This window comes from Mesorhizobium sp. M0145, assembly GCF_040322355.1.
Taxonomy (GTDB): Bacteria; Pseudomonadota; Alphaproteobacteria; order Rhizobiales; family Rhizobiaceae; genus Mesorhizobium.
This window is the reverse complement of record NZ_JAMYTK010000001.1, coordinates 663,611-688,503: the sequence shown is the minus strand read 5'-3', so window position 1 is coordinate 688,503 and position 24,893 is coordinate 663,611. Positions and strand designations below refer to the sequence as shown.

Genomic DNA, 24,893 nt, shown 5'->3' with positions numbered 1-24,893 from the left:
GGCTCTTCCCTTCCACGCTACATGACCGGGCATAATGGATGCCAAACACCTCACACTCGGCGTCGTGATCGGCGTGGCTATCGGCGTCGTGTTGGACAACATTGTTGCGGGCATCGGTATAGGTATTGCTCTGGGCATTGCCTTCGGCCTTGCCCGGAAGTCGTCCGGCCGGAAGTGACCAGCAGAGCATGTCCTGCCCGGTTTTGCCGCCCAGAGGTGCGGCGGTTGCCGCACCGCCGATGCCGAACGGCTACGCCGCCAGCGCCGTTTCCGCCAGCTTCACCCAATAGCTCATGCCGTGCGGGATGACCTCGTCGTTGAAGTCGTAGGCTGGGTTGTGCAGGCCGGCGGTATCGCCATTGCCGATGAAGATGAAGGCGCCCGGCCGCGCTTCAAGCATGTAGGAGAAATCCTCGCCGCCCATCACCGGCTGGATCGCGCGGTGCACATGGCTGTCGCCGGCGACGTCGGCCGCGATGTCGCTGGCAAAGACCGTCTCTTCCGGATGGTTGAAGGTGACGGGGTAATTGGCATTGTAATCAACCTCGATTGTCGCGCCGAAGGCAGCGCCCAGGCCTTGGCAAAGCGCGCGGATGCGCTCTTCGGCCTTCTTGGCGACCTCCTTCTTCAGCGTGCGTACGGTGCCGGCGATCTCGGCCGTCTCGGGAATGACGTTATAGGCGTCGCCGGCGTGGAATTTCGTCACCGAGACGACCACCGCCTCGACCGGATCGGTGCTGCGCGAGGCGATCGTCTGCAATGCGCCGACAAGCTGGCTGGTGATGACGATCGGGTCGATGGTGCCGTGCGGCATCGCCGCGTGGCCGCCCCGGCCCTTGACGGTGATGGTGAATTCGGCGGTCGCCGCCATGATTGGACCCGGCCTGATGGCGAACTGACCGACCGGCAGGCCCGGCATGTTGTGCATGCCGAACACCTTGGAGATACCGAAGCGCTCCATCATACCGTCCTTGACCATCTCGTTGCCGCCGCCGCCGCCCTCTTCGGCCGGCTGGAAGATGACCGCGACGGAGCCGGCGAAATTGCGCGTTTCGGCGAGGTATTTGGCGGCACCCAACAGCATCGCGGTGTGGCCGTCATGACCGCAGGCGTGCATCTTGCCGGGGACGGTCGAAGCATAGGATTTGCCGGTGATCTCGTTGAGCGGCAGGGCATCCATGTCGGCGCGCAGGCCGATGGTCGAGCCTTCGCCGTGGCGGCCGCGGATGATGCCGACGACGCCGGTCTTGCCCAAACCCGTCACGATATCGTCGCAGCCGAAAGCCTTCAGCTTCTCGGTGACGAAAGCGGCGGTCTTGAAGACGTCGAAATTCAGCTCCGGCGTCTGGTGCAAATGGCGGCGCCAGCCGGCCACCTCGTCCTGCATTTCGGCGGCTCGGTTCAGGATCGGCATGATGGTTCCATTTCGCTGTTGGAGCAGGCGGTCTTGGCCTGCTGCTTTGCAATTGTGCCTGCTGCCTTGCAACCATGCACGCTGCTTTGCATTGTGCTGCTGCTTCCACATTGTGATCGGCAGCACTTTGCCATGTTGACGTCACATAGAGTAAATAGCACCGCGACTGTGGTCCGGGAACAGAGGGCCGGACCATTATCCTGGCGATCGTGTAACGAAATCTTACGGAGCCAGGTGGGACTGCGGCAAGAGGCTATTTCGGTTTTCATGATGCGCTACAGGCATTTCCTCAAACTGTTGGTGGCGGGCACGGTGGTGCTTGCGGCGCTGGCCGGGCCTGCCTTGGCCAATCCGACAATCCTGTTCGACCTGAACAGCGGCAAGATCCTGCAGCACCAGGAGGCGTTCAGGCGCTGGTACCCGGCTTCGCTGACCAAGCTGATGACCGCCTATGTGGCGTTTCGGGCGATTGCCGCGGGCGAGGTCCAGCTCGATTCGCCGATCAAGGTAACGAAACATTCTGCCGGCGAGCCGCCGAGCAAAATGGGCTTCAACCCGGGCTCGGTGATGCGGTTGGACAATGCGCTGAAGATGATGCTGGTCAAATCGGCCAACGATATCGCCATGGCGGTCGGCGAGAATATCGGCGGTTCGCAAGCGGCTTTCGCCGAACGCATGAACGCCGAAGCGCAGAGGCTCGGCATGAGCGGGTCCCATTTCGTCAATCCGAACGGGCTCTATTCGCCGGACCAGTATACGACAGCGCGCGATCTCGCTTTGCTGGTGATGGCGATTCGCAAGGAATTTCCGCAATATGCCCCCTGGTTCTCGATCGAAGGCCTTGCCGTCGGCAAGAAGGCGATCTCCAACTACAACCTGCTGATCGGCCGCTATCCGGGTGCCGACGGCATGAAGACGGGTTTCGTCTGCTCGTCCGGCTTCAACATGATCGGCTCGGCGACCCGCAACGGCCGCACCCTGGTCGCCGTAGTGCTCGGCGAGCAATCGGCCATTACCCGCGCCGAGGCGGCGGCAAAATTGCTCGACCAGGGCTTTGCAACGCCGGCGCCGAGCTGGCTGACGGTAGCGGCGCTGCCCGCCTATGGCGACACCATGTCGGCCAACGACATGAATGACGAAATCTGCAAGAAGAAGCCGGTCGAGGAGCAGTCGGAAGCCGCACCCGCCGTCGGCGACAAGGGCAAGGACGTGCCGAAATCGCCCTATCAGGAAAAGCTCGACCATGTACCGACGCTGATCGCCGTCGGCCTCGGCGGCGCCACGGGACCGAAGCCGAAGGCGATGCTCGACGCCTCCGGGCAGGAATATGCCGACGTGCCGCTGCCGACATGGCGGCCGGACCGGGCGCCGCCGGCCGGCGCCGAGCCAGTTGTGGCCGGATCCGCCACCGCCGCGCAGGTCCAGCAGCCGGCCAAGGCGCTGAACTAGCCGCATGGCAGGTTTCCCGATCCCCGTTTCGGTGCTCACCGGCTTTCTCGGTGCCGGCAAGACGACGCTGCTCAATCGGCTGCTCCGGGATCCGGCGCTCGCCGACACCGCCGTCATCATCAACGAGTTCGGCGAGATGGCGATCGACCATCTCCTGGTCGAGCAGGCCTCCGACGGCATCATCCAGCTCTCCGACGGCTGTCTCTGCTGCACGGTGCGCGGCGAGCTGGTCGACACGCTGGCTGACCTCGTCGACCGCCTGCAGACCGGCCGCATCGACCGGCTTGCCCGCGTCATCGTCGAAACCACCGGGCTCGCCGATCCCGCCCCCGTACTGCAGTCGATCATGGCACACCCGGCCCTGGTCCAGGCCTTCCGGCTCGACGGCGTCATCACCCTGGTCGATGCCGTCAACGGCAATGCGACGCTCGATGCGCATGTCGAGGCGGTGAAGCAGGTGGCCGTCGCCGATCGCATCGTGCTCAGCAAGGCCGACCTGAACACGGATGCAGGCGATGTCGAGGCGTTGCGGGCGCGGCTCAGGCAGCTCAACCCGGGCGCCGTGGTGCTCGACGCGGGCGAGGCAAGCACCGCGACCCTGTTCGATAGCGGCCTCTACAATCCGGCCACCAAATCCGTCGATGTGCAGCGTTGGCTCGGCGAAGAAGCCGGCCACGACCATGACCACGGCGGGCATGACCACGGCGGGCATGATCACGACGGGCATGACCATGCCGACCATGATCACCATGACCACAGGCACGATTCCCGCGTGCGTTCGTATTCGCTGGTTCATGACGGGCCGGTGCCGTTTTCGGCAATCGAGATGTTCCTCGATCTGTTGCGCTCGGCGCATGGCGAGCGCCTTTTGCGGATGAAAGGCGTCATCGAGCTTGCAGAAGACCCGTCGCGGCCGCTGGTTATCCATGGCGTGCAGAAGATCCTGCATCCGCCGGTGCAACTGCCGGCCTGGCCGGACAGCCAGCGCGGCACCAGACTGGTGCTGATCACGCTCGACATGCCCGAAGACTATGTCCGGCGGCTGTTCGCCGCCTTCACCAACCGGCCGTCGATCGACACGCCGGATCGCGCAGCACTGGAAAGCAACCCGCTGGCTATTGCCGGATCGTGATCTCCCCCCTTGAGGGGGAGATGTCGCCGAAGGCGACAGAGGGGGTCGCCTCGGCTGGCGCGACCCCCTGTGGGACGAAAGAAAAGGTTGGCGCTTCACGCGCGGCAACCCCCTCTGGCCTGCCGGCCATCTCCCCCTCAAGGGGGGAGATTATCCCGCTCAGCCGCTTTCGCCCGAACGAGCTAAGTCGAGACGCAGCCGATCCCGCGCTCGACCAGGAAGCGGTGGCCGCCTGACGCCGCCGCCGTTTCGATCAGCCGATGGCCGCTCTCGGCGCAGAAGGCGGGAATGTCGATGACGGCGAGCGGGTCGGTGGTTTCGAGCCACAGCCGGCTGCCCGGCTGCATTGCGGCCAGGCGCTTTTTTGCCTTGAGCACCGGCAACGGGCAGTTCAAGCCTTTGAGGTCGTAGACGGCGGCGGGGCTAGTTGAGGGCCTGTGTTCTTGGCCCCCATCTTCTTGCTCAAGCATGAAGTTCAGCCGCCAAACATGCCGAGCAGCTTTTTCTTCAACCTTGTCGCCGTGCTTTCGGCGTCCGCAGCCTGCGTTTCGACTGCCGGGGCGGCTTCCGATGGCGCTACGGTGGCGGTGGCGACAGGCATCTCGGCGGCGGTCTTGGCAGCTTCCTTTTCGGCGAGCGCCTGGGCTTTGGCAGCTTCCTTCTCGGCCAAGGCCTGTGCCTTGGCTGCCTCTTTCGCGGCCTTGGCCGCTTCTATGGCGGCAAGCCTTTGTTCCTCGGCCTTCTGCTTGGCGGCCTTTTCGGCATCGAGCGCCGCCATCTTGCGGCCCGCCGGCGAATCGATGCGGCCCATGCGCGCCGTTTCGGCCACGGTGCCGTCCGGGTTGAGCGAGGGCGGCTCGATCGGAACGCGTTCGCCGCGCGCACGCCGTTTCGACCAGTCGGAAACGATGCTGGCTTCCTTGATCCCGGCGATGGTCGGCTTGGGTGCCGGCACGCTGGCCTTCATGGCGCCGTTGAAGGCCGCCTCATAGGTGCTTTGATAGGCGTTGATGGCGCTCTTCAGCGAATCGGGCTGGGTGGTCGCAGGGCAAGCGCCGGTCGGATTAAAGGTCGAGCCGTCGGCCGCAACCTGGTTGAAGACGTAGCGCTTCTCGCAGACGTCGACTTTCGGCGGCACCTTGGTGACTTCGAAATTGTCGTAGCCGACCTTCAGCATCTTCCAGAATTCGTAGTTCGGGTCGTTGCGGTAACGCGCCATGTTGGCGGCGGTCATGCGGAACGGAAAAGCCTGGATCTGGAATTCGGTCTGGCCGCCCTGGAAGGCGTCGCGGCCGAAGGCGTAGATCTGCTCGATCTGCGCGTCGGTCATCGAATAGCAGCCCGACGACGAGCAGGCGCCATGGACCATCAGGTTGGAACCCGTGCGGCCATTGGCGCGGTCATAGGCGTTCGGGTAGCCGATATTGAAGGACAGGTGGTAATTCGACCGCGGGTTCATCTGTGCCGGGCGGACCGTGTAAAAGCCTTCCGGCGCCTGGCGGTCGCCTTCGGTGAACTTCGGCCCGAGCTTGCCCGACCATTTGCAGATGTCGTAGCTGGCGACCAGGTCGTAGCGGCCGTTGGTCTTGGCCTTCCAGATTTCGAGCTTGCCTTCTTCCTTGAAGATGCGGGCCATCACCGAGGAGGTGCGGACCATGCCCTTGGCCTTCATCTCGGCCAGGATCTTGTCCGGCAGCGGCTTGTTGGCTTGCGGCGCAAAATCCTTCATCGAAGCATCATTGCAACCGGCGACGCCGATCGCAGCGATCAGAACTCCGGTGCGGGCAAGCTTGGCAAACATGGATATGGCTATCGTCTTCATCTCTGCACCGCGGATGCCGCGGCTGCTAAACTGACCACTGACGGACCCTAAGCCCGTTAACCTTGAAAATTCCTTACCGCAATCATGCTGGCGCGTCCCCTTACGGCAACCCCACTGAGCCGAATGCGGCGGCATTTTTGTGGCGAAACTGGTTCACGCCGCCACATTTCGGGCCGCGTGCCTGCCGGATGTTATAGATTGCGGCCCATCGCCAGGTATTTCTCGCGGCGATGCTCGCGGAAATCGGTGTTGGCGCCGGAGAATTCCTTCATCGTCCTGGCGATGTGGTCGCCGGTTGCGGCGATCACCGTTTCGGGGGCGCGATGGGCACCGCCGAGCGGCTCGGCAATGATGGCGTCGATGATCTTCAGCTCCAGCAGGTCCTGCGCCGTGATCTTCATGTTGGTCGCCGCGTCCTTGGACCGCGTGGTGTCGCGCCACAGGATCGAGGCGGCGCCCTCCGGCGAGATCACCGAATAGATGGCGTGTTCGAGCATGTAGACGCGGTTGGCGGTGGCGATCGCTATGGCGCCGCCGGAGCCGCCTTCGCCGATCACCACCGAGATCGACGGCACCTTCAGGCCAAGGCAGGCCGAGGTCGAGCGGGCGATGGCTTCCGCCTGGCCGCGCTCTTCGGCGTTGACGCCGGGATAGGCGCCGGCAGTGTCGACCAGCGTCAGCAGCGGGATTTGGAAGCGGTCGGCGAGTTCCATCAGCCGCACCGCCTTGCGGTAGCCCTCCGGCCGGACCGAGCCGAAATTATGCTTCAGCCGGCTTGCCGTGTCGGAACCTTTTTCCTGGCCGAGGATCGCCACCGGCTCGCCACGGAAGCGGGCGAAGCCGCCGACGATCGCCTGGTCCTCGCCGAAATTGCGGTCGCCGGCGAGCGGCGTGAAATCGGTAAGCAGGCCCTTGATGTAGTCGATGCAATGCGGCCTGTCCGGATGGCGCGCCACCTGCACCTTCTGCCACGGCGTCAGCGCCTTGTAGGCGTCGCGCAGCGCATCGCGCGAGCGCTTCTCGAGACGGGCGATCTCATCGCCGACATCGACCGCCTCGCCGTTCTCGGCAAGCTTCTTCAGCTCAAGGATCTTGCCTTCGAGATCCTGCACAGGCTTTTCGAAATCGAGGTAATTGTACATTCTTGGGCGGACCGGCAAGTCGGAAGGCAATGACTGACGCAAGCCTGAAAATGCAGGCTGGGCGCGGTGGAACGTCGTTCTCACATAGCGGCATGACGCCTAGTCGGCAAGCGGATGATGATCGTTGACCAGACGCACCAGCCGCTCCTCCAGCACATGCGTGTAGATCTGCGTCGTTGAAATATCGGCATGGCCAAGCAACTGCTGCACGGCCCTGAGATCAGCGCCGTTCTGCAGCAGATGGCTGGCGAAAGCATGGCGCAGCACATGCGGCGATATCTTCGCCGTGGCAATGCCGGCCCGAGCGCCAAGCCCTTTCAGCTCGCGGGCAAAGACCTGTCTCGAGAGATAGCCGCTGTCGGAGGCAGCCGGAAACAGGAACGGGCTGTCGGCAAGAGCCGGCACCGCCCCCCGTGCGGCAAGCCATGTCCGCATCGCGGTGCGCGCCTTGGCCGACAGCGGCACCATGCGCTCCTTGTTGCCCTTGCCTCGCACCATGAAGAAGCGGTCGTCGCGCTGTGCCACCGTCACGGGAAGGCCGACCAGCTCCGAAACGCGCAAGCCGGTGGCGTAGAGCACCTCGACCAGCGCGTGCAGGCGCAGCGCCGCCAGCCTGTCGCCGTCATGCATGGAGGGGTCCACCGCCTCCTGCGCCGCGCGGTCGAGCAGCCGGCCGGTATCGGCCTCGCTCATCGTCTTAGGCAGCGGCCGGCCTTTCCTCGGACTGTCCAGCGTGCCGGTCGGATCGTCACCCCGCAGGCCTTCGGCGTAGAGGAACTTGAAGAACTGCCGGATCGCCGACAATTTGCGCGCCTGCGAGGTGGCGGCAAAGCCGCGCGCGGCGATGTCGTCGAGATAGGCACGGATGTCGGCGCTGGTGGCAGCGGCAAGCCCACCGCCGATCCCGACGGAAGCGTCTTCGAGGTCGCGGCGATAGGAGGAAAGCGTGTTTTCGGCGGCGCCGCGCTCGGCGCTCATCATCTCCAGGAAGGCTTCGATGCGGGCGGCGCTGTTCATTTTTTGGGATTGAGCTTTTCCGGAGGGATACGCACGCTCATTTCCGCCTTCCTCGGCTCGACGAACATGACCAGGGCGAACATCGCGCCATAGACAATGCCGGCCAGAATCGCGAGCGTCACGACAAAGCGAAACAGTGTTGGCATTAATTTTCGCCCGTCGTCTTATTCTGCATTTCCAACCCTGTGCCCTTATGAGACGCCAATCCGGCCAATTCAAGGGTGAAGCCCATAGTCCCGGTTGCGCCGCGCTTGACGCAAACAGGCTTTTGATGTCGATACGCCGCCAAAGAGGCCTAGAAGCATGAACGCGCTACCAGCAAATCCTCCGGGCGAGAGCCATGCCGCGCTGCTCGGCCGGCTGGGCGGCCGTTCCATCGTCTTTGTCGGGCTGATGGGCGCCGGCAAGACGGCGATCGGCCGCAAGGTGGCGGCGATGCTGGCACTGCCCTTCATCGACAGCGACCAGGAGATCGAAACTGTTTCGCGCATGAGCGTCCCGGACCTGTTCGAGCGCTATGGCGAGGCGGAGTTCCGAGCACTGGAGCAGCGCGTCATCCTGCGTGTGCTGGAGCACGGGCCGCAGGTGCTGTCGACCGGCGGCGGCGCCTTCATGAACGCGCAGACGCGCGAGGCGATCGCCAGCCATGGCGTTTCGGTTTGGCTGAAAGCCGAGATCGACCTGTTGATGGAGCGCGTTTCCAAGAAACAGAACCGGCCGCTGCTGAAAAGCGCCGATCCGCGCGCCGTGCTGGAACGGTTGATGGCGGAACGCTACCCGGTTTACGCCGCGGCCGATGTCATCGTGCCGACCCGCGACGACCGCAAGGAGATCATTGCCGCCGAAGTGGTGGACGCGCTGCGCGGCCATTTCGGCGTTGCCGATATTGACGAGGTGCGGTCGTGAGCGCTGATGCAACGGTCTCTGTCGAAGTCGGGCTTGGCGAGCGTGCCTACGATATTTTGATCGGTCCCGGCCTGCTGTCACGCGCCGGCGCCGAGATTTCGCGCCGTCTGCCGGGGACGCGGGCGGCGGTCGTCACCGACGAAAACGTCGCGGCCGCGCATCTCGCGACGCTTGCGGCCGGCCTGGCAAGCGGTGGCATCCAACATGCCGTCATCACGTTGCCGCCAGGCGAAAAGACCAAGAGCTTTGCGCATCTCGAAGAGGTGGTCGACGGCGTGCTGGCCGCCAAGCTGGAGCGCGGCGACGTCGTCATCGCGCTCGGCGGCGGCGTCGTCGGCGACCTCGCCGGCTTTGCCGCCGGCATCGCGCGGCGCGGCATGAACTTCGTGCAGGTTCCGACCTCGCTGCTGGCGCAAGTCGATTCCTCCGTCGGCGGCAAGACCGGCATCAACAGCAAGCGCGGCAAGAACCTGGTCGGGGTATTCCACCAGCCCAGGCTGGTGCTGGCCGACACCGAAGTGCTCGACACGCTGCCGATCCGCGAGTTTCGCGCCGGCTATGCCGAACTGGCCAAATACGGGCTGATCGACCGGCCCGAGTTTTTCGCCTGGCTGGAAGAAAACTGGCGTCAAGTGTTTGCCGGCGGGCCGGAGCGGGCTGCGGCCATCGCCGAGGCCTGTCGTGCCAAGGCCGACGTCGTTGCCCGCGACGAGTTCGAGACCGGCGACCGCGCGTTGCTCAATCTCGGCCACACCTTCGGTCATGCGCTGGAGGCGGCGACCGGCTATGACGGCGCAAGGCTCGTGCATGGCGAGGGCGTCGCCATCGGCATGGCGCTGGCGCACCGCTTTTCGTCAAGGCTCAATTTGGCGAGCCCCGACGACGCGGCGCGTGTCGAGGCGCATCTTCGCGCCGTCGGTCTGCCCTGGCGCATGGCCGACATTCCCGGCGAACTGCCCGATGCCGAGACGCTGTTCTCCTTCATCACCCAGGACAAGAAGGTGTCGCGCGGCGCGCTGACCTTCATCCTGACGCGCGGCATCGGCCAGGCCTTTATCGCCCGGGATGTGCCGGCCTCGGAAGTGCTGGCGTTCCTCCGGGAGAACCATCCGGGTCGGCAGGAAAGCCGCCCGGGATGAGCCAGGCCGGCTGGATCGCGGCTGCCGTGCTCGCCGGCCTCGGCCTGCTGGGCTTCGTCTTGCGCCGGCGCCTGCTCGCCGCCTTCGGCTACGAGCTGCAACGCATCGAGCCGCAGCGCTCTGCGCGCGAGGAACTGCGCGGCGCCGTCGACGATTTCCGCCGCGACGGCCAGGTGGTGCGCGAGGACCGCGCCCGCATCGGCGGCCTGTTCGACCTCGAGGAGCTCGAAGTGTCGGACGTCATGGTCCACCGCACGAATATGCGCTCCGTCAACGCCGACGACCCGCCCGAAGCGGTGGTTCGCGAGATCCTGCAGAGCCCGCACACCCGCATGCCGTTGTGGAAGGGTTCGCTCGACAACATTGTCGGCGTGCTGCACGCGAAGGATCTGCTGCGCGCGCTGAACGAGGTCGGCAACGATTTTTCCAGGATCGACGTGATGAAGATCGCGTCGAAACCGTGGTTCGTGCCCGACACCACGACGCTTCAGGAGCAGCTCAATGCCTTCCTGCGCCGCAAGGCGCATTTCGCCATCGTCGTCGACGAATATGGCGAGGTCGAAGGGCTGGTGACGCTTGAAGACATCATCGAGGAGATCGTCGGCGAGATCGCCGACGAGCACGACATCGACATCCAGGGCGTCAAGCAGGAGGCCGACGGCTCCGTCGTCGTCGACGGCACGGTGCCGATCCGTGACCTTAACCGGGCGCTCGACTGGAACCTGCCGGACGAGGAAGCCACCACCATCGCCGGCCTTGTCATCCACGAGGCGCAGTCGATCCCGGACGAAAAGCAGGCCTTTACGTTTCACGGCAAGCGCTTCGTCGTCATGAAGCGCGACAAGAACCGTATCGCGCGGCTGAGGATCAAGCCGGCGATGCTTGGAGAATGACAGTGCGCACCTTGTGGCAGCCGTGGGCAGTCAGGAGTTGATGACGATCGATCGGCGAAGCCTGCTTCTGGCGTCGATGGCGGCGCTGCTGCCGGGACAGGCGGCGGCATTGCGGCTGCGTTCGCCGTCGCCCGAAACCTTCGACTATGGGCCGGCCAAGCTCGACATCTATTCCCGCGATGGCGCAAGCGGCCTGCCGGTCGTCTTCTTCGTCCATGGCGGCGCCTGGCGGGTCGGCAACCGCAACAATGTCAATTCCAAGCCTGGTTTCCTGCTCGACAATGGCTTCGGCTTCGTCTCGATCGACTACCGGATGCTGCCTGAAGCCGACGTCGCCACCCAGGCGGCAGATGTCGAACTGGCCTATCGTTACGTCCGCGCCAACATCGCCAGGCATGGCGGCGATCCGGACCGGATCGTCGCCATGGGCCATTCGGCCGGCTGCCATCTCGTCGCATTGACCGGGCTGCGCGGCGGCCTGCCCGGCGTCGCGGCGCTGGTTCTCGACGACACCAGGGCCTACGATCTGGAGGCGCTGGCCAGAAGCGGCGGCATGGCAGGGGTCTATGCCCGCGCCTTTCCCGATCCGACGCAGTGGCGCGCGCTGTCGCCTGTCACCTATGTGGAAGGCCGCAAGCACCCGCCGACCTTCATCGCCCATTCGCGCGCGAAAGCCCGCGCGGCGGACGCGCAGGCCTTCGCCGAGCGTCTGCGCGCCACCGGAACCAAGGTCACGCTGTTCGACGGCAGCGACTATTCGCACATGTCGATCAATCGCGACTTCGGCACCGAAGGCGATGCATTGACCGCAGCGGTGATGGCCTTCCTGAGGGCGAGCCTCGGCTGAAATTTACCAGCGGGTCTTTTCACCGGGCGCCACCGGCTCGATTGCCAGGGCGTGGACGCCGGATTTCAACTCCTCGGCCAGCAGATCGTTGACTGCGCGGTGACGTTCGACGCGGCTCATGCCGGCAAAGGCGGGGGCGACGATGCGGACGCGGAAATGCGTCTCGCCAGTGCCGTCGAAGGTGGCGTGATGGCCGGAATCCACATGATGATGCCCGGCATGGAGATGGCTTTCGTTGATGACGTCCAGCCGTTCCGGCGAAAACGCCTTTTTCAGCTTACCTTCCATCGTTGCCTGTATGGACATCGCCGCTTCCCTTCACCACATCTATGTCATCGCACAAAATTCGCAATTCGCCGGTTTTATGCCGCGATTCAGCGGTTAGGGCGATCATCGCGAAAATGTCAATTCTTGTTTCGCATCAGCGAACAGCCCATAAATGGGTGAGATGAAGCCGTACCCAAAATATTTCGAGAAGATTCGCATCCGCCCGGAGAAGGACGCGGAGCTGAAGTCGCGTTCGCCGATCTGCCAGTGGGATGGCTGCAAGGAGGCCGGTACCCACCGTGCCCCGGTCGGACGGATGAAGGAAGGCGAGTATTTCCAGTTCTGCTTCGACCATGTGCGCGAGTACAACAAAGGCTTCAATTATTTCTCGGGCGTTCCCGACACCGAGATCGCCCGCTTCCAGAAGGAAGCCATGACCGGCCATCGGCCGACCTGGAAAATGGGCGTCAACGGCGCCTCGACCCGCTCCTCGCCGGACTTTGCCCAGGCGCGCTCCGGTCGCGCCGGCTACTACAATCGCATGCGCGATCCGTTCGACCTGTTCAAAGGCCCGAAAGACCCGCGCGAAGCACGCGAGCGCAAGGCCAAGCCGCTTGAGGCCAAGGCACTGGAAACGCTTGGCCTTGATACAAAGGCAACTGGCAAGGATATCAAGGCGCGCTATAAGGAACTTGTGAAACGCCACCACCCGGATGCGAATGGCGGCGACAGAGGTTCGGAAGACCGGTTCCGCGATGTGCTCCAGGCGTATCGCGTGCTCAAGCAGGCAGGTTTGTGCTGAGCGACCATACGGTTCGTGTCGCTTTCCAACTTTCATAAGGTTGGAAAAGGCTCTAAGACCGCCCCCGAACAAAATCGATTGCCGGCGAAACGCGGCGTTTCGCTTGTGGAGACGTTGATAGAGATGAACAAGGTCGATCGCGACATCGCCAACCTGCCCGACACCACGGTGTCGGTGAAGGAGACATTCGGCTTCGACTCCAAGATGGTGGTGCCGGCCTATGCGGTGACGAGCGAGCATGTCCCCGACATCGATCCGGACTACCTGTTCGACAAGAACACGACCATGGCGATCCTCGCCGGCTTTGCCTACAATCGCCGGGTCATGGTGTCCGGTTACCACGGCACCGGCAAGTCGACGCATATCGAACAGGTCGCCGCCCGCCTCAACTGGCCCTGCGTGCGTGTCAATCTCGATAGCCATGTCAGCCGTATCGACCTCGTCGGCAAGGACGCCATCGTGGTCAAGGACGGGCTGCAGATCACCGAATTCCGCGACGGCATCCTGCCCTGGGCCTACCAGCACAATGTCGCACTGTGCTTCGACGAGTACGATGCCGGCCGTCCGGACGTGATGTTCGTCATCCAGCGCGTGCTGGAATCGTCGGGCCGGCTGACGCTGCTCGACCAGAGCCGGGTCATCCGCCCGCACCCGGCCTTCCGGCTGTTTTCGACCGCCAACACGGTTGGGCTGGGCGACACCACCGGCCTCTACCACGGCACCCAGCAGATCAACCAGGCGCAGATGGACCGCTGGTCGATCGTCACCACGCTGAACTACCTGCCGCACGACAATGAAGTGAACATCGTGCTGGCCAAGGCCAAGCACTACCGCGATGGCAAGGGCAAGGAGATCGTCAACAAGATGGTGCGCGTCGCCGACATGACGCGCTCGGCCTTCATCAACGGCGATTTGTCGACGGTTATGAGCCCGCGCACGGTTATCACCTGGGCCGAGAATGCCGAAATCTTCGGCAATATCGGCATGGCGTTCCGGCTGACCTTCCTCAACAAATGCGACGAGCTGGAACGCTCGCTGGTGGCTGAGTTCTATCAGCGCGCCTTCGGCGAAGATCTGCCGGAATCGGCGGCCAATGTGGTGCTGGGCTAAGTAGAGTCTCGATGGCGGGTCCGGGCGACAACACGCGAAACAAATCCAAGACCGGCGCTGAGAACGACAGCTTCAAGCGCGCCGTCACCGTCTGCATGCGCGCCATTGCCGGCGACAAGGATCTCGAGGTCGGCTTCGCCAAGGATCGGCCGGCGCTGGCCGGCAGCCGCGCCCGGCTGCCGGAATTGCCGAAGAAGGCGTCGAAGGCGGACATCGCCATCACCCGCGGGCTCGGCGATTCCATGGCGCTGAAGCGCGCTTGCCACGATGCGCGCATCCACACCAGGCTGGCGCCGGAAGGCAAACAGGCCCGCGCCATCTATGACGCAGTCGAGCAGGCCCGGGTCGAGGCGATCGGCAGCCGCGCCATGCAGGGCGTCGCCGACAATATCGGCTCGATGCTGGAGGACAAATACGCCAGGGCCAACCTCATCGACGTCAAGGACAAGGCCGACGCGCCGATCGAGGAGGCGCTGGCGCTGATGGTGCGCGAAAAACTGACCGGCCGCGCTGTGCCGAAGAGCGGCGAACGGCTGGTCGATCTCTGGCGGCCCTGGGTCGAGGAAAAGGCCAGCGCCGACCTCGACGGGCTGTCGGCAAAGCTCGATGACCAGCAGGCGTTCGCCCGCGTGGTGCGCGAGATGCTCGCCTCCATGGAAATGGCCGAGGAGCTCGGCGATGACCAGGAGACGGAAGACTCCGAAGACAACGACGAAAACCAGCCGCAAGGCGAGGAGCAGAGCGAGGAGGGCGGCGAAGACGATTCGGGCTCCGAGCAGTCGCAGTCCGAGGATACAGAGGCATCGTCGGACGACGAGCAATCGGCCGAGACAGAGGCCTCCGACGCCACCGCCGAGGATCTCTCCGACGATGACGACGCCGATGCGGAGACGCCCGGCGAGGCGCGCCGCAACGACAATCCCTTCACCAATCTGCCGAAAGAGATCGACTACAAGGTCTTCACCACGGCCTTCGACGAGACCGTAGGTGCGGAGGAACTGTGCGAGGAGGAGGAGCTCGACCGGCTGCGCGCCTTTCTTGACAAGCAGCTCGCCAACCTTTCCGGCGTCGTCGGGCGGCTGGCCAACCGGCTGCAGCGCCGCCTGATGGCGCAGCAGAACCGCTCCTGGGATTTCGACCTCGAAGAAGGCTATCTCGATCCGGCGCGGCTGGTGCGCGTCGTCATCGACCCGATGCAGCCGCTGTCCTTCAAGCAGGAGCGCGATACCAAATTCCGCGACACGGTGGTGTCGCTGGTGCTCGACAATTCGGGCTCGATGCGCGGCCGGCCGATCACGGTCGCCGCGACCTGCGCCGACATCCTGGCGCGCACGCTGGAACGCTGCGGCGTCTCGGTCGAAATCCTCGGCTTCACCACCCGCGCCTGGAAGGGCGGGCAGGCGCGCGAGAAATGGCTGAAGGAAGGCAAGCCGCCGAACCCCGGCCGGCTCAACGATCTGCGCCACATCATATACAAATCCGCCGACCATCCGTGGCGGCGGGCGCGCCGCAATCTCGGCCTGATGATGCGCGAGGGACTGCTCAAGGAAAACATCGACGGCGAGGCGCTGCTGTGGGCGCACAACCGGCTGATCGCGCGGCCGGAGCAGCGTAAGATCCTGATGATGATCTCGGACGGCGCGCCGGTCGACGATTCGACGCTGTCGGTCAATCCGGGCAATTATCTCGAGCGGCATCTGCGCGCCATCATCGAGCTCATCGAGACGCGCTCGCCGGTCGAGCTTTTGGCCATCGGCATCGGCCACGACGTCACCCGCTACTATCGCCGCGCCGTCACCATCGTCGATGCCGAAGAACTGGCCGGCGCCATGACCGAGCAGCTGGCCTCGCTGTTCGCCGAGGAAACCGTGCGCGATACGCGGCGCGGCGGCATGCGGCGCGCCGGATGATTTTTTCCCGCGGCGGCTTTTGGCAGAAGCTTTTGGCCGCCATTGCGTTGTTCGGCATCACTTTGGCGCCGGCTGTCGCTGCCGGGCCGGCCTCGGTCGAGCCGGCCGAAATCTCGGCCCGGCCCATAACCCAGTTTCGCATCGGCAATGACGAAAAACAGTTCGGGCCGCTCGAATTCGTCGGCGGGCTCGAAATGACCTCGCCGACGCGCGATTTCGGCGCGCTGTCGGCGCTTCGGTTCCTCAAGCCCGGCAGCGATTTCATCGGCGTTGCCGACACCGGTTTCTGGTTCTTCGGCACCCTCGTTCACGATGCCGACAAGCGGCCTTCCGGCATCCAGAATTTTCGCATGCAGCAGATGGTCGATGCGGCCGGCCAGCCGATCGACGAGAAATGGGCGGTCGATGCCGAAGGCCTCGCGGTCAAGGACGGCATTGCCACGGTCGGTTTCGAGCGCGATCACCGTATCGCAGAGTTCAACATCGATCCGGACGACATGAAGGCGCCGTTCAGGCAATTGGACTTCCTGATTCCGGCCTGGGAACTTCGCCGCAATCGCGGCTTCGAGACCGTCACCCGCGCCCATCCTTACGGGCAGCACGCGGGCGGGCTGGTCGTGGTGTCGGAAAAGAGCCTCGACAAGACCGGCAACATCTTTGCCGCGATCATCGAAGGGCCGCGCAAGGGCGTCTTCACCATCAAGCGCAATGGCGATTTCGACATCACCGACGGCGCCTTCCTGCCGGATGGCGACCTGTTGCTTCTTGAGCGCAGTTTTTCGATGGCCGGCGGCGTCAAGATGCGGCTGCGGCGCATCTATGGCGAAAGCGTCGAGAAGGGCGCCGTCGCCGACGGGCCGGTGCTGCTCGAAGCCGACATGGGCTACCAGATCGACAACATGGAAGCGCTCGACGTCTGGACCCGCGACGATGGCGCGCTGATCGTGTCGCTGATGTCCGACGACAACCACTCGATCCTGCAGCGCAATCTTTACCTGGAATTTGTGCTGCACGAGGATTGACGCGCGACCGGCCTGTTGGCTGACAGCATCGCTGGCGTTTCCGCGCCGTTTTGCAGCGCTGGCAATTTCCCTTGCAATTTCCCCTGGCGATTTTCTCTGGCAATGACCCGCGTCGCGGGTTTTCCAGCCGGCTTTCACCATCTGCAAAAATACTTTAGTTGTGACTTGACAATTCGTGTCATCGGCGAAATACTCAAGTCCATGCTTAAGTATTCCGAGATCGACAGCATCCTGCGGGCTCTTGCCGAGCCGACGCGCCGGGCAATCCTGGAAAGGCTGAGCCGCGGGCCGGCCACCGTCAGCCAGTTGGCGGAGCCGTTCGGCATGACCTTCGCCGCCGTGCTCCAGCATCTCCAGGCGCTGGAAGCGTGCGGGCTGATCCGCAGCGAGAAGGTCGGACGCGTGCGCACCTGCCGGATCGAGCCCGGCGGGCTCGCCCCGCTCGCCGACTGGATCGCCGCGCGCCGCACGCCGGCCGAACGCCACCTCGACCGTCTCGGCCAGATTCTGGCGGAGACGGACCAACCGGACGCAACACTCCACGACCAGGAAAAGGACGACAAGAAATGAACCAGATTGCCCCCGTGAACGACGAGCAGTCCGTCATCCATTCAAGCTTCACGATCGAGCGGACCTACCCGCAATCGCCCGAACGCGTCTTCCTCGCCTTTGCCGACAAGGCGACGGTGCGGCGCTGGCGCGTCGAAGGCGACGGCTTCACCATCGCCGAATTCACCTTCGATTTCCGTGTCGGCGGCGGCGAGGTTTCGCGGTTCAGCTACCAGGGCGGCCCGGAGATCAGGCTCGATGCGCAGTTCCAGGACATCGTCCCTGACCGGCGCATCGTATTTTCATACCGGATGGCGGTCGGGGCGCAGCCGCTGTCGGCGTCGCTCACCACGGTCGAGCTTGCACCCTCCGGCGAGGGCACCCGCCTGACTTATACCGAACAGGGTGCGTTCTTCGATGGCGTCGATTCAGCGCAAGGGCGCGAGGAGGGCACACGCGGGCTGCTGCAGGCGCTCGCCGCCGAGCTTCAGAAGGCGAGGTAGAGGCTCGTCGGCGTACCGGGCGGCGTCCAACAAGGGCCCGCTCGGATTGCGAGGGGCCTATTGCCCTTTGCTCGCGATCCAGACGACGTGCCGGGCGCCGCGCTTGCCGTGGGCCCGCACCTTGACCTCCTCGACCGTGAAGCCGGCCTGCCTGAGCCTTCGGGTGAAAGCTGCGTCAGGGCCTTGCGACCAGACCGCCAGCACACCGCCGGGTTTGAGCGCAGCGCGTGCGGCGCTGAGGCCGGCTGCGCTGTAGAGCGCATCGTTGGCCTTGTAGACGATGCCCTCGGGGCCGTTGTCGACATCGAGCAGGATCGCGTCCCAGGTCGATGCTTGCGAACGGATGAGCTGACCGACATCGGTCTCGCGAATGCTGACGCGCCGGTCGTCAAGGCAACCGTCGAAAACTTCGGCCATCGGGCCGCGCGCCCACGCCACGACCGCCGGCACCAATTCGGCAACGGTGACCTGCGGATCGTCGCCGAGCTCGGCCAGCGCCGCGCGCAAGGTAAAGCCCATGCCGAGGCCGCCGATCAGGATGTTTGGGGTCCGGCAGCCGGCAATCCTTTGACAGGACAGTTTCGCCAGCGCCTCTTCGGAACCGCTGAGCCGGCTGTTCATCAGCTCGTTGGCGCCAAGCATGATCGAGAATTCGCCGCCGCGCCGCTTCAGGCGGAGTTCCTGTCCGCCGTCAGGCGTTTTTGCCGAATCAAGCTGGACCCAAGGGATCAAGGCTAGGCCGCCAGTGCCGGCTGGCTCCAGCGGGCGGCAAGCAGCCGGTAGGGGATCAGCGCCACCACCGCTATGACCAGCTTGACGCCGAGATCGCCGAGCGCCCAGGAAATCCAGCGCATCGTCTCGACCGGCAGCACGCCCATCAGCGGCGCGGTTTCCAGCGCAAAGCCGTCATTGGGCCCGGCGAAGGCGAACGCCGCCGCGAAGGCGACGGTGAAAAACACCACCGTATCGAAAACGGAGCCGACCAGGGTGCCGACGATCGGCGCGCGCCACCAGCTCTGCCGGCGCAGCCGGTTGAACACGGTGACGTCGAGCAACTGCGCGGTGAGAAAGGCCGCACCCGACGCCGCGGCAATACGCACCAGCCGGTCGGCGGCGGTCTCGAATTCGATCAGGCCGTGGCGAAACAGCAGCGGTGGGATGACGATCGAGCAGACCACCGCTGTCATGAAGCCGACAAAGACGATCCTGCGCGCCACCGCCGGCCCATAACGGCGATTGGCGAGATCGGTGACCAGGAAGGAGAACGGATAGGTGAAGGCGCCCCAGGTCAGGATGTCGGCCAGCGACAACCCGCCGATTGCACCCTGCATCGGGAACTGCACGAGGATGTTCGAGGCCACGACGACGAGCGCCATGGCCGCCACGAAGGGCAGGTACCGCGAGAGGAAAATCATTTTTTTATCCTGGGTAATGGAACCAGCGGAACGCGATCCGGAACCCGGTCGCGCCCTGGAAGGCGGCCGCCGCCGAAAAACTCAGGCGGCCGGCTGTTCGGCGAGCTTCTTGGCGATCTGCTTCTTCAACAGGCGGGCGCGCTGCGACAATTCCTTGGCATCGGCCTTGGCCAGGAAGGCATCGAGGCCGCCGCGATGCTCGACCGAACGCAGCGCGTTGGCCGAAATGCGCAGGCGCACATTCTGGTTCAGCGCTTCCGAGATCAGCGTCACATTGACGAGATTGGGCAGGAAGCGACGCTTGGTTTTGTTGTTGGCGTGGCTCACATTGTTGCCGGACATGACTGCCTTGGCAGTGAGTTCGCAGGTGCGGGACATGGTTCTAACCTTCGGTTCTCGGTCCTGGCCAAACATTCGACCCGCGCCGGGTGGCGCGCGGTTTCGGTCAGGCGGCCTTATGGAAAAAGTTGGCGTTCCATAGTTGCATTTCGCCGATGCGTCAAGCTTGGGGTTGCTTCGGGGATGGGGAATCGCACTTTCGGAGTAGGTGTCGTCGGTGAAGCTGCTGATCGCCCCCTCAGGAGGAGATGTTGCTGTCCCGCGGATATCTCAAGACCTAGGTTCCTCGCCCACCGCGAAGCGGGGGAGAGGTGGCCGCGAAGCGGCCGGAGAGGGGCCTTTTCGTAGAGCGCGGTTCCCCCTCTCCGTCTCGGCTTCGCCGAGCCACCTTTCCCCCCCACTTTCGTGCACTTTCGTGGGGGCGAGGAACGCAAGCTGGAGTGAAGCCGCAACCCTTTCCCTCTGCCGGGCCGAGGCAGATCGGCAAATTCGTCGAGGTCGCCACATTTTGTTCTTGCTTTGTGCCGGCAGCTATGCTACTAATTTCGGTATGGTGCTAATTGGCTCCAACGACCCGCCCGCCGAGGCGGGTTTTTTATTTTGGCCGTCGACCAGCCCCAACGTTGCCTGCCGACGGCGCCTTTCACATTAAGGCCGGAATTCAGCCTATAAGCGGTCGCACAGGGACATGCCAGACCGGAGCCGCCCGTCCGGTCGACAATCAAGGACCCGCCATGCCTCGTTCTTTCCTCCATGCCCTGGTCGTGCTGATGGCCGTCGCGCTTTCGACGACGGTTTCGGCCGCTGAGCCGCAATCCTTCACGGGCGAATATTCGGTGTCGTTCCTCGGCCTCTCCGTGGCCAAGGCGAAATTCTCCAGCCATTACGAGGGTGACACCTATTCGATCGAGGGCAGCGTTTCCGCCGCCGGGCTCGCCACTTTGTTCGACGATACGCGAGGCACGATCTCGTCGAAGGGCAAGATTTCGGGCAAGCAGTTGCAGCCGCAAGCGTTCCACGCCGACTACACGTCCGGCAAGAAGGCATCGATGATCGACATCCAGTTTGCCAACGGCGTCGTCACCTCGACCAAGGTCGTGCCTGAGCCGAAGAAGCGCAATCCCGAGAATTGGATACCGCTGGTCGGCAGCCATCTCGTATCGGTCCTCGATCCGATGGCCGCCACCGTCATCCATGCCGACAGCCTCGACCAGGTCTGCGGGCGCACGGTGAAGCTCTATGACGGCGAAATGCGTGCCGATCTGAAACTGAGCTACGAGTCCAAAGGGTCGATCTCGGTGACCGGCTACAAGGGCGATACGGTCACCTGCAGGCTGGGCTTCGAGCCGGTGGCCGGCTACCGCAAGAATCGCAAGGCGCTGAACTACCTGAAGAAACGCAGCCGCATCATGGTGACGTTTGCACCGGTCGGCCAAAGCGGCGTATATGCGCCGATCCGCGCCACGGTCAGCACGCAAATCGGCCCGTTGACGATCAGCGCGGAGCGGTTCGAAGCGAACGAATAGGCGTGATGGTGCGCCGCCAACGATGGGCAGGGGGCGACGGGTATGGCGCGCGCAACACTGATCGGCTTCTCCGCGGTCGCCATGTGGGCGCTGCTGGCGCTGCTTACGGATGCTTCGGGCGCCGTGCCGCCGTTCCTGCTTTCGGCAATCACCTTTACGATCGGCACTTGCGTCGGGCTGGTTGCCCGGCTGTTCATGCCGGCAGCCGATGGCGCCGCGAAGATACCGCGCCAGGTTTGGGTGATCGGCATTGCCGGCCTGTTCGGCTACCACTTCTTCTACTTCACCGCGCTGCGCAATGCGCCGGCCGTCGAGGCCAGCCTGATCGCCTATCTGTGGCCGCTGCTGATCGTGCTCGGATCGGCGCTGATGCCTGGCGAGCGGCTGGCCTGGAACCACGTCGCCGGCGCGCTGCTCGGCCTTGCCGGCACGGTCCTGATCGTCACCAAGGGCGGCGGGCTTGCCTTCGACGCGCGTTATGCCTTCGGCTATGCCATGGCGGGCGTCTGCGCGGTGCTGTGGTCGTCCTATTCGCTGTTGTCGCGGCGCTTCCCGTCGGTGCCGACCAGCATCGTCACCTGGTTCTGCGCCGCCACCGCGGCCCTTTCGCTCGTCTGCCATCTGTTGCTGGAAGAGACGGTGCTGCCCGCCGGCGCCGGCCAGTGGCTGGCCGTGCTCGGCCTCGGTCTGATGCCGGTGGGGGCGGCGTTCTATGCCTGGGACATCGGCGTCAAGCGCGGCAACATCCAGGTGCTGGGGGCGGCGAGCTATGCCGCGCCGCTGCTGTCGACGCTGGTGCTGATATCAGCCGGCTTCGCCGAGCCGTCATGGCGCATCCTCGCCGCTTGCGTGCTGATCACCGGCGGCGCGGCACTGGCGGCGAAATCGCTGTTCCTGCGCAAGAGGGCCACGAGCGAGGCAAACGCATGATGCCGTTTCCCGGCGGCATCGATGCCAATGCCAATGCGACGCTGCTGTTTTCGCTGGCGGCGGCGGTGATTTACGCGTTCAGCCTTGGCATGCCGCCGCGCCTTTCGCGGTCGGCGGCAAGGACATTGGCGGTGGCGATGCTGGCGGTGCTGGTCGCGCAGCAGGGCGGCCCATGGCTGCTCGTCGCCGCGCTCGGCGCCAGTGCCATCGGCGACGCCTTCCTGTCGCGCGACGGCGAGAAGGCATTTCTTGGCGGCACGGCCAGTTTTCTTGCCGCGCACGTGCTTTACGTCGTGCTGTTCCTGCGTGCCGGCGGCGGCCTCGGGCTGCTTTCGGCCGAGCCGTGGCGGGCAGCGATCGTGCTGGCGATGATCGTGTCGGCGCTGGCGATGCTTTTCGCGCTCTGGCGCCGCATCGGCCCGGCCTTGCGTTTGCCGATTGGCATCCATGCCGCGGCGCTGCTTGCCATGGGCATTGCGGCGCTCACCCTGAACAGCGTCGGGGTCGTAGGCGGCGTCGTCCTGCTCATCCTGTCCGACGGGCTGCTCGCCGCGGAAAATTTCCTGCTGCCCGCCATCTCGCCGCACCGCATTTGGGTGCGCTATGGGGTCTGGGCACTGTACTACGCCGGCCAGCTGGCGATCACGCTGGGTTTCCTGCTGGGCTAGGTGCCTAGGGCGTGCCCGGCAGCCAGCCTGGTTCGGCAAGTTCGAAGGCGGCGAAATCGAAGCCCGGCGCCACGGTGCAGCCGACCAGGGTCCATTCGCCGAGGCTGCGTGCCGACTGCCACCAGCCTGCCGGCACGACGATCTGCGGCCGCTCGCCCGCGGCAAGCGCCGTACCGAGGATCTCCTCGATGACGGTACCGCCTTCTCGATGTATCGACAGCGCCAGCGGCGCACCGTCATAGAAATGCCAGACCTCGGCCGCGTCCTTGACCCGGTGCCAGGCCGACAATTGGTCCTTCTCGAGGAGGAAATAGATCGCCGTCGAATGGCCGCGGGCGCCTGCCGCGCCGTCGCGAAAGGTCTCGGCATACCAGCCGCCTTCCGGATGCGGCTTCAGGCCGAGCAGGGCGATGATTTCGGCGGAACTGGTCATCGCTGTTGCGCTCAGAAATTGTCCTTGCGCTTGCGGATCTCGGCGAACACTTCGGCGTCGGAGGCGTTCTCGAGGCCGAGATGCCTGCGGATCGCCGGATCGTGCCAGCGCAGGAACGGATTGGTCGACAGTTCCTCGCCGATGGTCGTCGGCAGCGTCGGTTTGCCGTCGGCGCGCAGCGCCTCGACCTTGGCGGCGCGCTCTTTTAGCGCCGAATTGGTCGGGTCGACGGTCAGCGCGAAACGGGCATTGGCCAGCGTATACTCATGGCCGCAATAGACGACCGTCTCGGCCGGCAGCGCCGCGAGCTTCTTCAGGGATTCGTACATCACCGGCGGCTTGCATTCGAGCAGCCGCCCACAGCCGAGCGCAAACAGCGTGTCGGCGGCGAATGCCACTTTCGACGCCGGCAGATGATAGGTGACATGGCCGGCGGTATGGCCGGGTGTGGCGATGACCTCGATCCGCTCGTCGCCGAGATGGACGACCGAGCCTTGCTCGACGGTTTCGTCGATGCCGGGAATCTTCGCCTTTTCGGCTTCCGGCCCGACAATGCGCAGCTTGAAACGCTCCTTCAGCGCCAGATTGGCCTCGACATGGTCGAGATGGTGGTGAGTGGTCAGGATCATCGTCGGGGTCCAGCCGGTGCGCTTGATCGCCGCCAGGATCGGCGCCTCCTCGGGCGCATCGATGAGCGCCGTCTGACCGCTTTTCGGGTCGTGCACCAGCACGCCGAAATTGTCGCTGCGGCACATGAATTGTTCGATCTCGACCGGCATCGCATCTCTCCCTTTATTGCCGCAGACATAGGGCGCCTGCCAGCCGATGTCATCTGCCTTTGTTGAACTTGGACTGCTTCGAAGCTACCGTCCCGCGCATGCATTCAGACATTGTCGATCTCCGTTCGTTTTATTCGACCACGCTCGGCCGCCTGGCCGAACGCTCGATCACCATGGCGCTGTCCTCGATATGGGCCGTCGTGCCCAACGAGCGGCTGGTCGGCCTCGGCTACACCTTGCCGTGGCTGGAGCGCTTCGGCAGCGATGCCGAGCGCGTCTTTGCCTTTATGCCGGCAACGCAGGGCGCGGTGGTGTGGCCGGCGACGGGGCCGACGGCGACCGCCCTGGTCTTCGATGAGGAACTGCCGCTGGTCGATTCCTGCATCGACCGCATGCTCCTCGTCCATTCGCTCGAACATGTCGAGAACCCACGCGAGACGCTGAACGAGATCTGGCGGGTGCTGTCGCCGGCCGGCCGTGTCGTCATCGTCGTGCCCAACCGGCGCGGCGTCTGGGCACGCTTCGAGCGTACGCCTTTCGGCAATGGCCGGCCGTTCTCGCGCGGCCAGCTGACCGAATTGCTGCGCGAAGCGAATTTCACGCCGGCGGCGTGGTCCGATGCGCTGTTCTTCCCGCCGTCGCCGCGACGTTTCATGATGCAGTTCCACAATGTGCTGGAACGTGCCGGCCGGCGCTTCTGGCCGATCTTTTCGGGCGTTATCGTCGTCGAGGCGCAGAAGCGGCTCTATCAAGGCGTGCCGGTCGCCCAGCGCGCGTCCCGCCGCGTCTTCGTGCCGGTTCTCTCGCCGCATGGCGCGCCGACGCTTGGCCGGCTGTCGCGGGCCGAACACCCGGCACCGCCAGGATGACGCGTTCGTG

The 24,893-nt window shown here is 64.5% G+C and carries 29 protein-coding genes; 17 read left to right on the top strand and 12 right to left on the bottom strand.

All coding sequences use genetic code 11. From position 1 onward, the window contains the following. The first annotated feature begins 34 nt into the window (after positions 1-34). Positions 35-178, top strand: coding sequence for a glycine zipper domain-containing protein (locus tag NKJ28_RS03460; RefSeq protein ID WP_198023575.1), 144 nt, complete (start codon positions 35-37; stop codon positions 176-178). A gap of 72 nt (positions 179-250) precedes the next feature. Here NKJ28_RS03460 and NKJ28_RS03455 read toward each other — a convergent pair whose 3' ends face one another. Beyond that, complete coding sequence (locus NKJ28_RS03455) at positions 251-1,414, bottom strand: M20 aminoacylase family protein (RefSeq protein ID WP_352451192.1); 1,164 nt, start codon at positions 1,412-1,414, stop codon at positions 251-253. 270 nt (positions 1,415-1,684) lie between these two features. Between NKJ28_RS03455 and NKJ28_RS03450 the strand changes: the two genes are divergently transcribed. Continuing rightward, positions 1,685-2,863 (top strand): D-alanyl-D-alanine carboxypeptidase family protein, encoded by a 1,179-nt coding sequence (locus NKJ28_RS03450; protein ID WP_352634324.1) that lies wholly within the window; start codon positions 1,685-1,687, stop codon positions 2,861-2,863. Between the two features lie 4 nt (positions 2,864-2,867). After that, positions 2,868-3,995, top strand: a complete 1,128-nt coding sequence (locus NKJ28_RS03445) for a CobW family GTP-binding protein (protein WP_352634071.1) — start codon at positions 2,868-2,870, stop codon at positions 3,993-3,995. 182 nt (positions 3,996-4,177) lie between these two features. Here NKJ28_RS03445 and NKJ28_RS03440 read toward each other — a convergent pair whose 3' ends face one another. From NKJ28_RS03440 to NKJ28_RS03420, 5 genes are all read right to left on the bottom strand, one after another. Continuing rightward, positions 4,178-4,465 (bottom strand): sulfurtransferase TusA family protein, encoded by a 288-nt coding sequence (locus NKJ28_RS03440; RefSeq protein ID WP_352574904.1) that lies wholly within the window; start codon positions 4,463-4,465, stop codon positions 4,178-4,180. A 5-nt stretch (positions 4,466-4,470) separates the two neighbouring features. After that, the gene (locus NKJ28_RS03435; protein WP_352593937.1) at positions 4,471-5,796 is read right to left on the bottom strand and encodes a L,D-transpeptidase family protein; all 1,326 of its coding nucleotides are present in this window, start codon (positions 5,794-5,796) and stop codon (positions 4,471-4,473) included. A 212-nt stretch (positions 5,797-6,008) separates the two neighbouring features. Then, the gene (locus NKJ28_RS03430) at positions 6,009-6,959 is read right to left on the bottom strand and encodes an acetyl-CoA carboxylase carboxyltransferase subunit alpha (protein WP_023677882.1); all 951 of its coding nucleotides are present in this window, start codon (positions 6,957-6,959) and stop codon (positions 6,009-6,011) included. Positions 6,960-7,058: 99 nt separating this feature from the next. After that, entirely contained in the window at positions 7,059-7,976 is a 918-nt protein-coding gene (locus NKJ28_RS03425) for a site-specific tyrosine recombinase XerD (RefSeq protein WP_352634069.1), read from the bottom strand. Next, positions 7,973-8,122 carry a hypothetical protein gene (locus tag NKJ28_RS03420; RefSeq protein ID WP_023677884.1) on the bottom strand — a complete coding sequence of 50 codons (150 nt, stop codon included), beginning with the start codon at positions 8,120-8,122 and terminating at the stop codon, positions 7,973-7,975. The genes NKJ28_RS03425 and NKJ28_RS03420 overlap by 4 nt, the downstream gene beginning before the upstream one ends. Before the next feature lie 157 nt (positions 8,123-8,279). Here NKJ28_RS03420 and NKJ28_RS03415 point away from each other — a divergent pair, with 157 nt between their 5' ends. The 4 genes from NKJ28_RS03415 to NKJ28_RS03400 are packed head-to-tail and all read left to right on the top strand — an operon-like array spanning position 8,280 to position 11,761. Further along, complete coding sequence (locus NKJ28_RS03415; protein ID WP_352634067.1) at positions 8,280-8,882, top strand: shikimate kinase; 603 nt, start codon at positions 8,280-8,282, stop codon at positions 8,880-8,882. After that, positions 8,879-10,021, top strand: a complete 1,143-nt coding sequence (gene aroB / locus NKJ28_RS03410) for a 3-dehydroquinate synthase (RefSeq protein WP_352570590.1) — start codon at positions 8,879-8,881, stop codon at positions 10,019-10,021. Before NKJ28_RS03415 ends, aroB begins: the two co-directional genes overlap by 4 nt. Next, positions 10,018-10,914: an HlyC/CorC family transporter gene (locus NKJ28_RS03405; RefSeq protein ID WP_023677887.1), complete on the top strand. Its 897-nt coding sequence runs from the start codon at positions 10,018-10,020 to the stop codon at positions 10,912-10,914. The genes aroB and NKJ28_RS03405 overlap by 4 nt, the downstream gene beginning before the upstream one ends. 40 nt (positions 10,915-10,954) lie before the next feature. After that, a complete protein-coding gene (locus NKJ28_RS03400) occupies positions 10,955-11,761 on the top strand; it encodes an alpha/beta hydrolase (RefSeq protein WP_352634064.1) in 807 nt (268 codons plus the stop codon). A gap of 3 nt (positions 11,762-11,764) precedes the next feature. Here the strand turns inward: NKJ28_RS03400 and NKJ28_RS03395 are convergent, their stop codons facing one another. Then, the gene (locus tag NKJ28_RS03395; protein ID WP_023677889.1) at positions 11,765-12,067 is read right to left on the bottom strand and encodes a BolA family protein; all 303 of its coding nucleotides are present in this window, start codon (positions 12,065-12,067) and stop codon (positions 11,765-11,767) included. Positions 12,068-12,200: 133 nt separating this feature from the next. Between NKJ28_RS03395 and NKJ28_RS03390 the strand changes: the two genes are divergently transcribed. From NKJ28_RS03390 to NKJ28_RS03365, 6 genes are all read left to right on the top strand, one after another. Next, complete coding sequence (locus tag NKJ28_RS03390) at positions 12,201-12,830, top strand: J domain-containing protein (RefSeq protein ID WP_036238769.1); 630 nt, start codon at positions 12,201-12,203, stop codon at positions 12,828-12,830. A 123-nt stretch (positions 12,831-12,953) separates the two neighbouring features. Beyond that, positions 12,954-13,940, top strand: coding sequence for a cobaltochelatase subunit CobS (gene cobS, locus NKJ28_RS03385; protein ID WP_352451201.1), 987 nt, complete (start codon positions 12,954-12,956; stop codon positions 13,938-13,940). Positions 13,941-13,951: 11 nt separating this feature from the next. Then, positions 13,952-15,850 (top strand): cobaltochelatase subunit CobT, encoded by a 1,899-nt coding sequence (gene cobT, locus NKJ28_RS03380; protein ID WP_352634061.1) that lies wholly within the window; start codon positions 13,952-13,954, stop codon positions 15,848-15,850. Next, positions 15,847-16,872, top strand: coding sequence for an esterase-like activity of phytase family protein (locus NKJ28_RS03375; protein ID WP_352634059.1), 1,026 nt, complete (start codon positions 15,847-15,849; stop codon positions 16,870-16,872). The genes cobT and NKJ28_RS03375 overlap by 4 nt, the downstream gene beginning before the upstream one ends. 201 nt (positions 16,873-17,073) lie before the next feature. Continuing rightward, positions 17,074-17,442: an ArsR/SmtB family transcription factor gene (locus NKJ28_RS03370; RefSeq protein ID WP_352621707.1), complete on the top strand. Its 369-nt coding sequence runs from the start codon at positions 17,074-17,076 to the stop codon at positions 17,440-17,442. Beyond that, positions 17,439-17,924, top strand: coding sequence for an SRPBCC family protein (locus NKJ28_RS03365; RefSeq protein ID WP_352621603.1), 486 nt, complete (start codon positions 17,439-17,441; stop codon positions 17,922-17,924). The genes NKJ28_RS03370 and NKJ28_RS03365 overlap by 4 nt, the downstream gene beginning before the upstream one ends. A gap of 57 nt (positions 17,925-17,981) precedes the next feature. Here NKJ28_RS03365 and NKJ28_RS03360 read toward each other — a convergent pair whose 3' ends face one another. The 3 genes from NKJ28_RS03360 to rpmB all read right to left on the bottom strand — a co-directional run bounded on the left by NKJ28_RS03360 (position 17,982) and on the right by rpmB (position 19,717). Further along, on the bottom strand, positions 17,982-18,656 hold the full coding sequence (locus NKJ28_RS03360) for a spermidine synthase family protein (protein ID WP_352634057.1): 675 nt from the start codon (positions 18,654-18,656) through the stop codon (positions 17,982-17,984). A gap of 2 nt (positions 18,657-18,658) precedes the next feature. Continuing rightward, complete coding sequence (locus NKJ28_RS03355) at positions 18,659-19,339, bottom strand: queuosine precursor transporter (RefSeq protein WP_023677896.1); 681 nt, start codon at positions 19,337-19,339, stop codon at positions 18,659-18,661. Between the two features lie 81 nt (positions 19,340-19,420). After that, entirely contained in the window at positions 19,421-19,717 is a 297-nt protein-coding gene (gene rpmB / locus NKJ28_RS03350) for a 50S ribosomal protein L28 (protein ID WP_006328411.1), read from the bottom strand. Positions 19,718-20,412: 695 nt separating this feature from the next. Here rpmB and NKJ28_RS03345 point away from each other — a divergent pair. The 3 genes from NKJ28_RS03345 to NKJ28_RS03335 are packed head-to-tail and all read left to right on the top strand — an operon-like array spanning position 20,413 to position 22,802. Then, positions 20,413-21,204 (top strand): DUF3108 domain-containing protein, encoded by a 792-nt coding sequence (locus NKJ28_RS03345; protein ID WP_352457610.1) that lies wholly within the window; start codon positions 20,413-20,415, stop codon positions 21,202-21,204. Between the two features lie 42 nt (positions 21,205-21,246). Beyond that, positions 21,247-22,134 (top strand): aromatic amino acid exporter YddG, encoded by an 888-nt coding sequence (gene yddG / locus NKJ28_RS03340; RefSeq protein WP_352634054.1) that lies wholly within the window; start codon positions 21,247-21,249, stop codon positions 22,132-22,134. After that, positions 22,131-22,802 (top strand): lysoplasmalogenase family protein, encoded by a 672-nt coding sequence (locus NKJ28_RS03335; protein ID WP_352634052.1) that lies wholly within the window; start codon positions 22,131-22,133, stop codon positions 22,800-22,802. Before yddG ends, NKJ28_RS03335 begins: the two co-directional genes overlap by 4 nt. 4 nt (positions 22,803-22,806) lie before the next feature. Here NKJ28_RS03335 and NKJ28_RS03330 read toward each other — a convergent pair whose 3' ends face one another. Together NKJ28_RS03330 and gloB are read right to left on the bottom strand one after the other, a co-directional pair. After that, complete coding sequence (locus NKJ28_RS03330; RefSeq protein ID WP_352570580.1) at positions 22,807-23,235, bottom strand: cupin domain-containing protein; 429 nt, start codon at positions 23,233-23,235, stop codon at positions 22,807-22,809. An 11-nt stretch (positions 23,236-23,246) separates the two neighbouring features. Next, positions 23,247-24,014, bottom strand: a complete 768-nt coding sequence (gene gloB, locus NKJ28_RS03325) for a hydroxyacylglutathione hydrolase (RefSeq protein ID WP_352570579.1) — start codon at positions 24,012-24,014, stop codon at positions 23,247-23,249. A gap of 98 nt (positions 24,015-24,112) precedes the next feature. Between gloB and NKJ28_RS03320 the strand changes: the two genes are divergently transcribed. Continuing rightward, complete coding sequence (locus NKJ28_RS03320; RefSeq protein WP_352570578.1) at positions 24,113-24,883, top strand: class I SAM-dependent methyltransferase; 771 nt, start codon at positions 24,113-24,115, stop codon at positions 24,881-24,883. Positions 24,884-24,893: the final 10 nt, after the last annotated feature.

Coding starts and splice junctions, on each gene's coding strand:
- NKJ28_RS03430 (WP_023677882.1), bottom strand. CDS start 6,959: ATGTACAATTACCTCGATTTCGAAAAGCCTGTGCAGGATCTCGAAGGC.
- NKJ28_RS03400 (WP_352634064.1), top strand. CDS start 10,955: ATGACGATCGATCGGCGAAGCCTGCTTCTGGCGTCGATGGCGGCGCTG.
- cobS (WP_352451201.1), top strand. CDS start 12,954: ATGAACAAGGTCGATCGCGACATCGCCAACCTGCCCGACACCACGGTG.
- NKJ28_RS03335 (WP_352634052.1), top strand. CDS start 22,131: ATGATGCCGTTTCCCGGCGGCATCGATGCCAATGCCAATGCGACGCTG.
- NKJ28_RS03375 (WP_352634059.1), top strand. CDS start 15,847: ATGATTTTTTCCCGCGGCGGCTTTTGGCAGAAGCTTTTGGCCGCCATT.
- NKJ28_RS03425 (WP_352634069.1), bottom strand. CDS start 7,976: ATGAACAGCGCCGCCCGCATCGAAGCCTTCCTGGAGATGATGAGCGCC.
- NKJ28_RS03435 (WP_352593937.1), bottom strand. CDS start 5,796: ATGTTTGCCAAGCTTGCCCGCACCGGAGTTCTGATCGCTGCGATCGGC.
- gloB (WP_352570579.1), bottom strand. CDS start 24,014: ATGCCGGTCGAGATCGAACAATTCATGTGCCGCAGCGACAATTTCGGC.
- NKJ28_RS03460 (WP_198023575.1), top strand. CDS start 35: ATGGATGCCAAACACCTCACACTCGGCGTCGTGATCGGCGTGGCTATC.
- yddG (WP_352634054.1), top strand. CDS start 21,247: ATGGCGCGCGCAACACTGATCGGCTTCTCCGCGGTCGCCATGTGGGCG.
- NKJ28_RS03415 (WP_352634067.1), top strand. CDS start 8,280: ATGAACGCGCTACCAGCAAATCCTCCGGGCGAGAGCCATGCCGCGCTG.
- NKJ28_RS03390 (WP_036238769.1), top strand. CDS start 12,201: ATGGGTGAGATGAAGCCGTACCCAAAATATTTCGAGAAGATTCGCATC.
- NKJ28_RS03445 (WP_352634071.1), top strand. CDS start 2,868: ATGGCAGGTTTCCCGATCCCCGTTTCGGTGCTCACCGGCTTTCTCGGT.
- NKJ28_RS03440 (WP_352574904.1), bottom strand. CDS start 4,465: ATGCTTGAGCAAGAAGATGGGGGCCAAGAACACAGGCCCTCAACTAGC.
- cobT (WP_352634061.1), top strand. CDS start 13,952: ATGGCGGGTCCGGGCGACAACACGCGAAACAAATCCAAGACCGGCGCT.
- NKJ28_RS03365 (WP_352621603.1), top strand. CDS start 17,439: ATGAACCAGATTGCCCCCGTGAACGACGAGCAGTCCGTCATCCATTCA.
- NKJ28_RS03395 (WP_023677889.1), bottom strand. CDS start 12,067: ATGTCCATACAGGCAACGATGGAAGGTAAGCTGAAAAAGGCGTTTTCG.
- NKJ28_RS03420 (WP_023677884.1), bottom strand. CDS start 8,122: ATGCCAACACTGTTTCGCTTTGTCGTGACGCTCGCGATTCTGGCCGGC.
- NKJ28_RS03330 (WP_352570580.1), bottom strand. CDS start 23,235: ATGACCAGTTCCGCCGAAATCATCGCCCTGCTCGGCCTGAAGCCGCAT.
- NKJ28_RS03320 (WP_352570578.1), top strand. CDS start 24,113: ATGCATTCAGACATTGTCGATCTCCGTTCGTTTTATTCGACCACGCTC.
- NKJ28_RS03405 (WP_023677887.1), top strand. CDS start 10,018: ATGAGCCAGGCCGGCTGGATCGCGGCTGCCGTGCTCGCCGGCCTCGGC.
- NKJ28_RS03345 (WP_352457610.1), top strand. CDS start 20,413: ATGCCTCGTTCTTTCCTCCATGCCCTGGTCGTGCTGATGGCCGTCGCG.
- NKJ28_RS03355 (WP_023677896.1), bottom strand. CDS start 19,339: ATGATTTTCCTCTCGCGGTACCTGCCCTTCGTGGCGGCCATGGCGCTC.
- rpmB (WP_006328411.1), bottom strand. CDS start 19,717: ATGTCCCGCACCTGCGAACTCACTGCCAAGGCAGTCATGTCCGGCAAC.
- NKJ28_RS03450 (WP_352634324.1), top strand. CDS start 1,685: ATGCGCTACAGGCATTTCCTCAAACTGTTGGTGGCGGGCACGGTGGTG.
- NKJ28_RS03370 (WP_352621707.1), top strand. CDS start 17,074: ATGCTTAAGTATTCCGAGATCGACAGCATCCTGCGGGCTCTTGCCGAG.
- NKJ28_RS03455 (WP_352451192.1), bottom strand. CDS start 1,414: ATGCCGATCCTGAACCGAGCCGCCGAAATGCAGGACGAGGTGGCCGGC.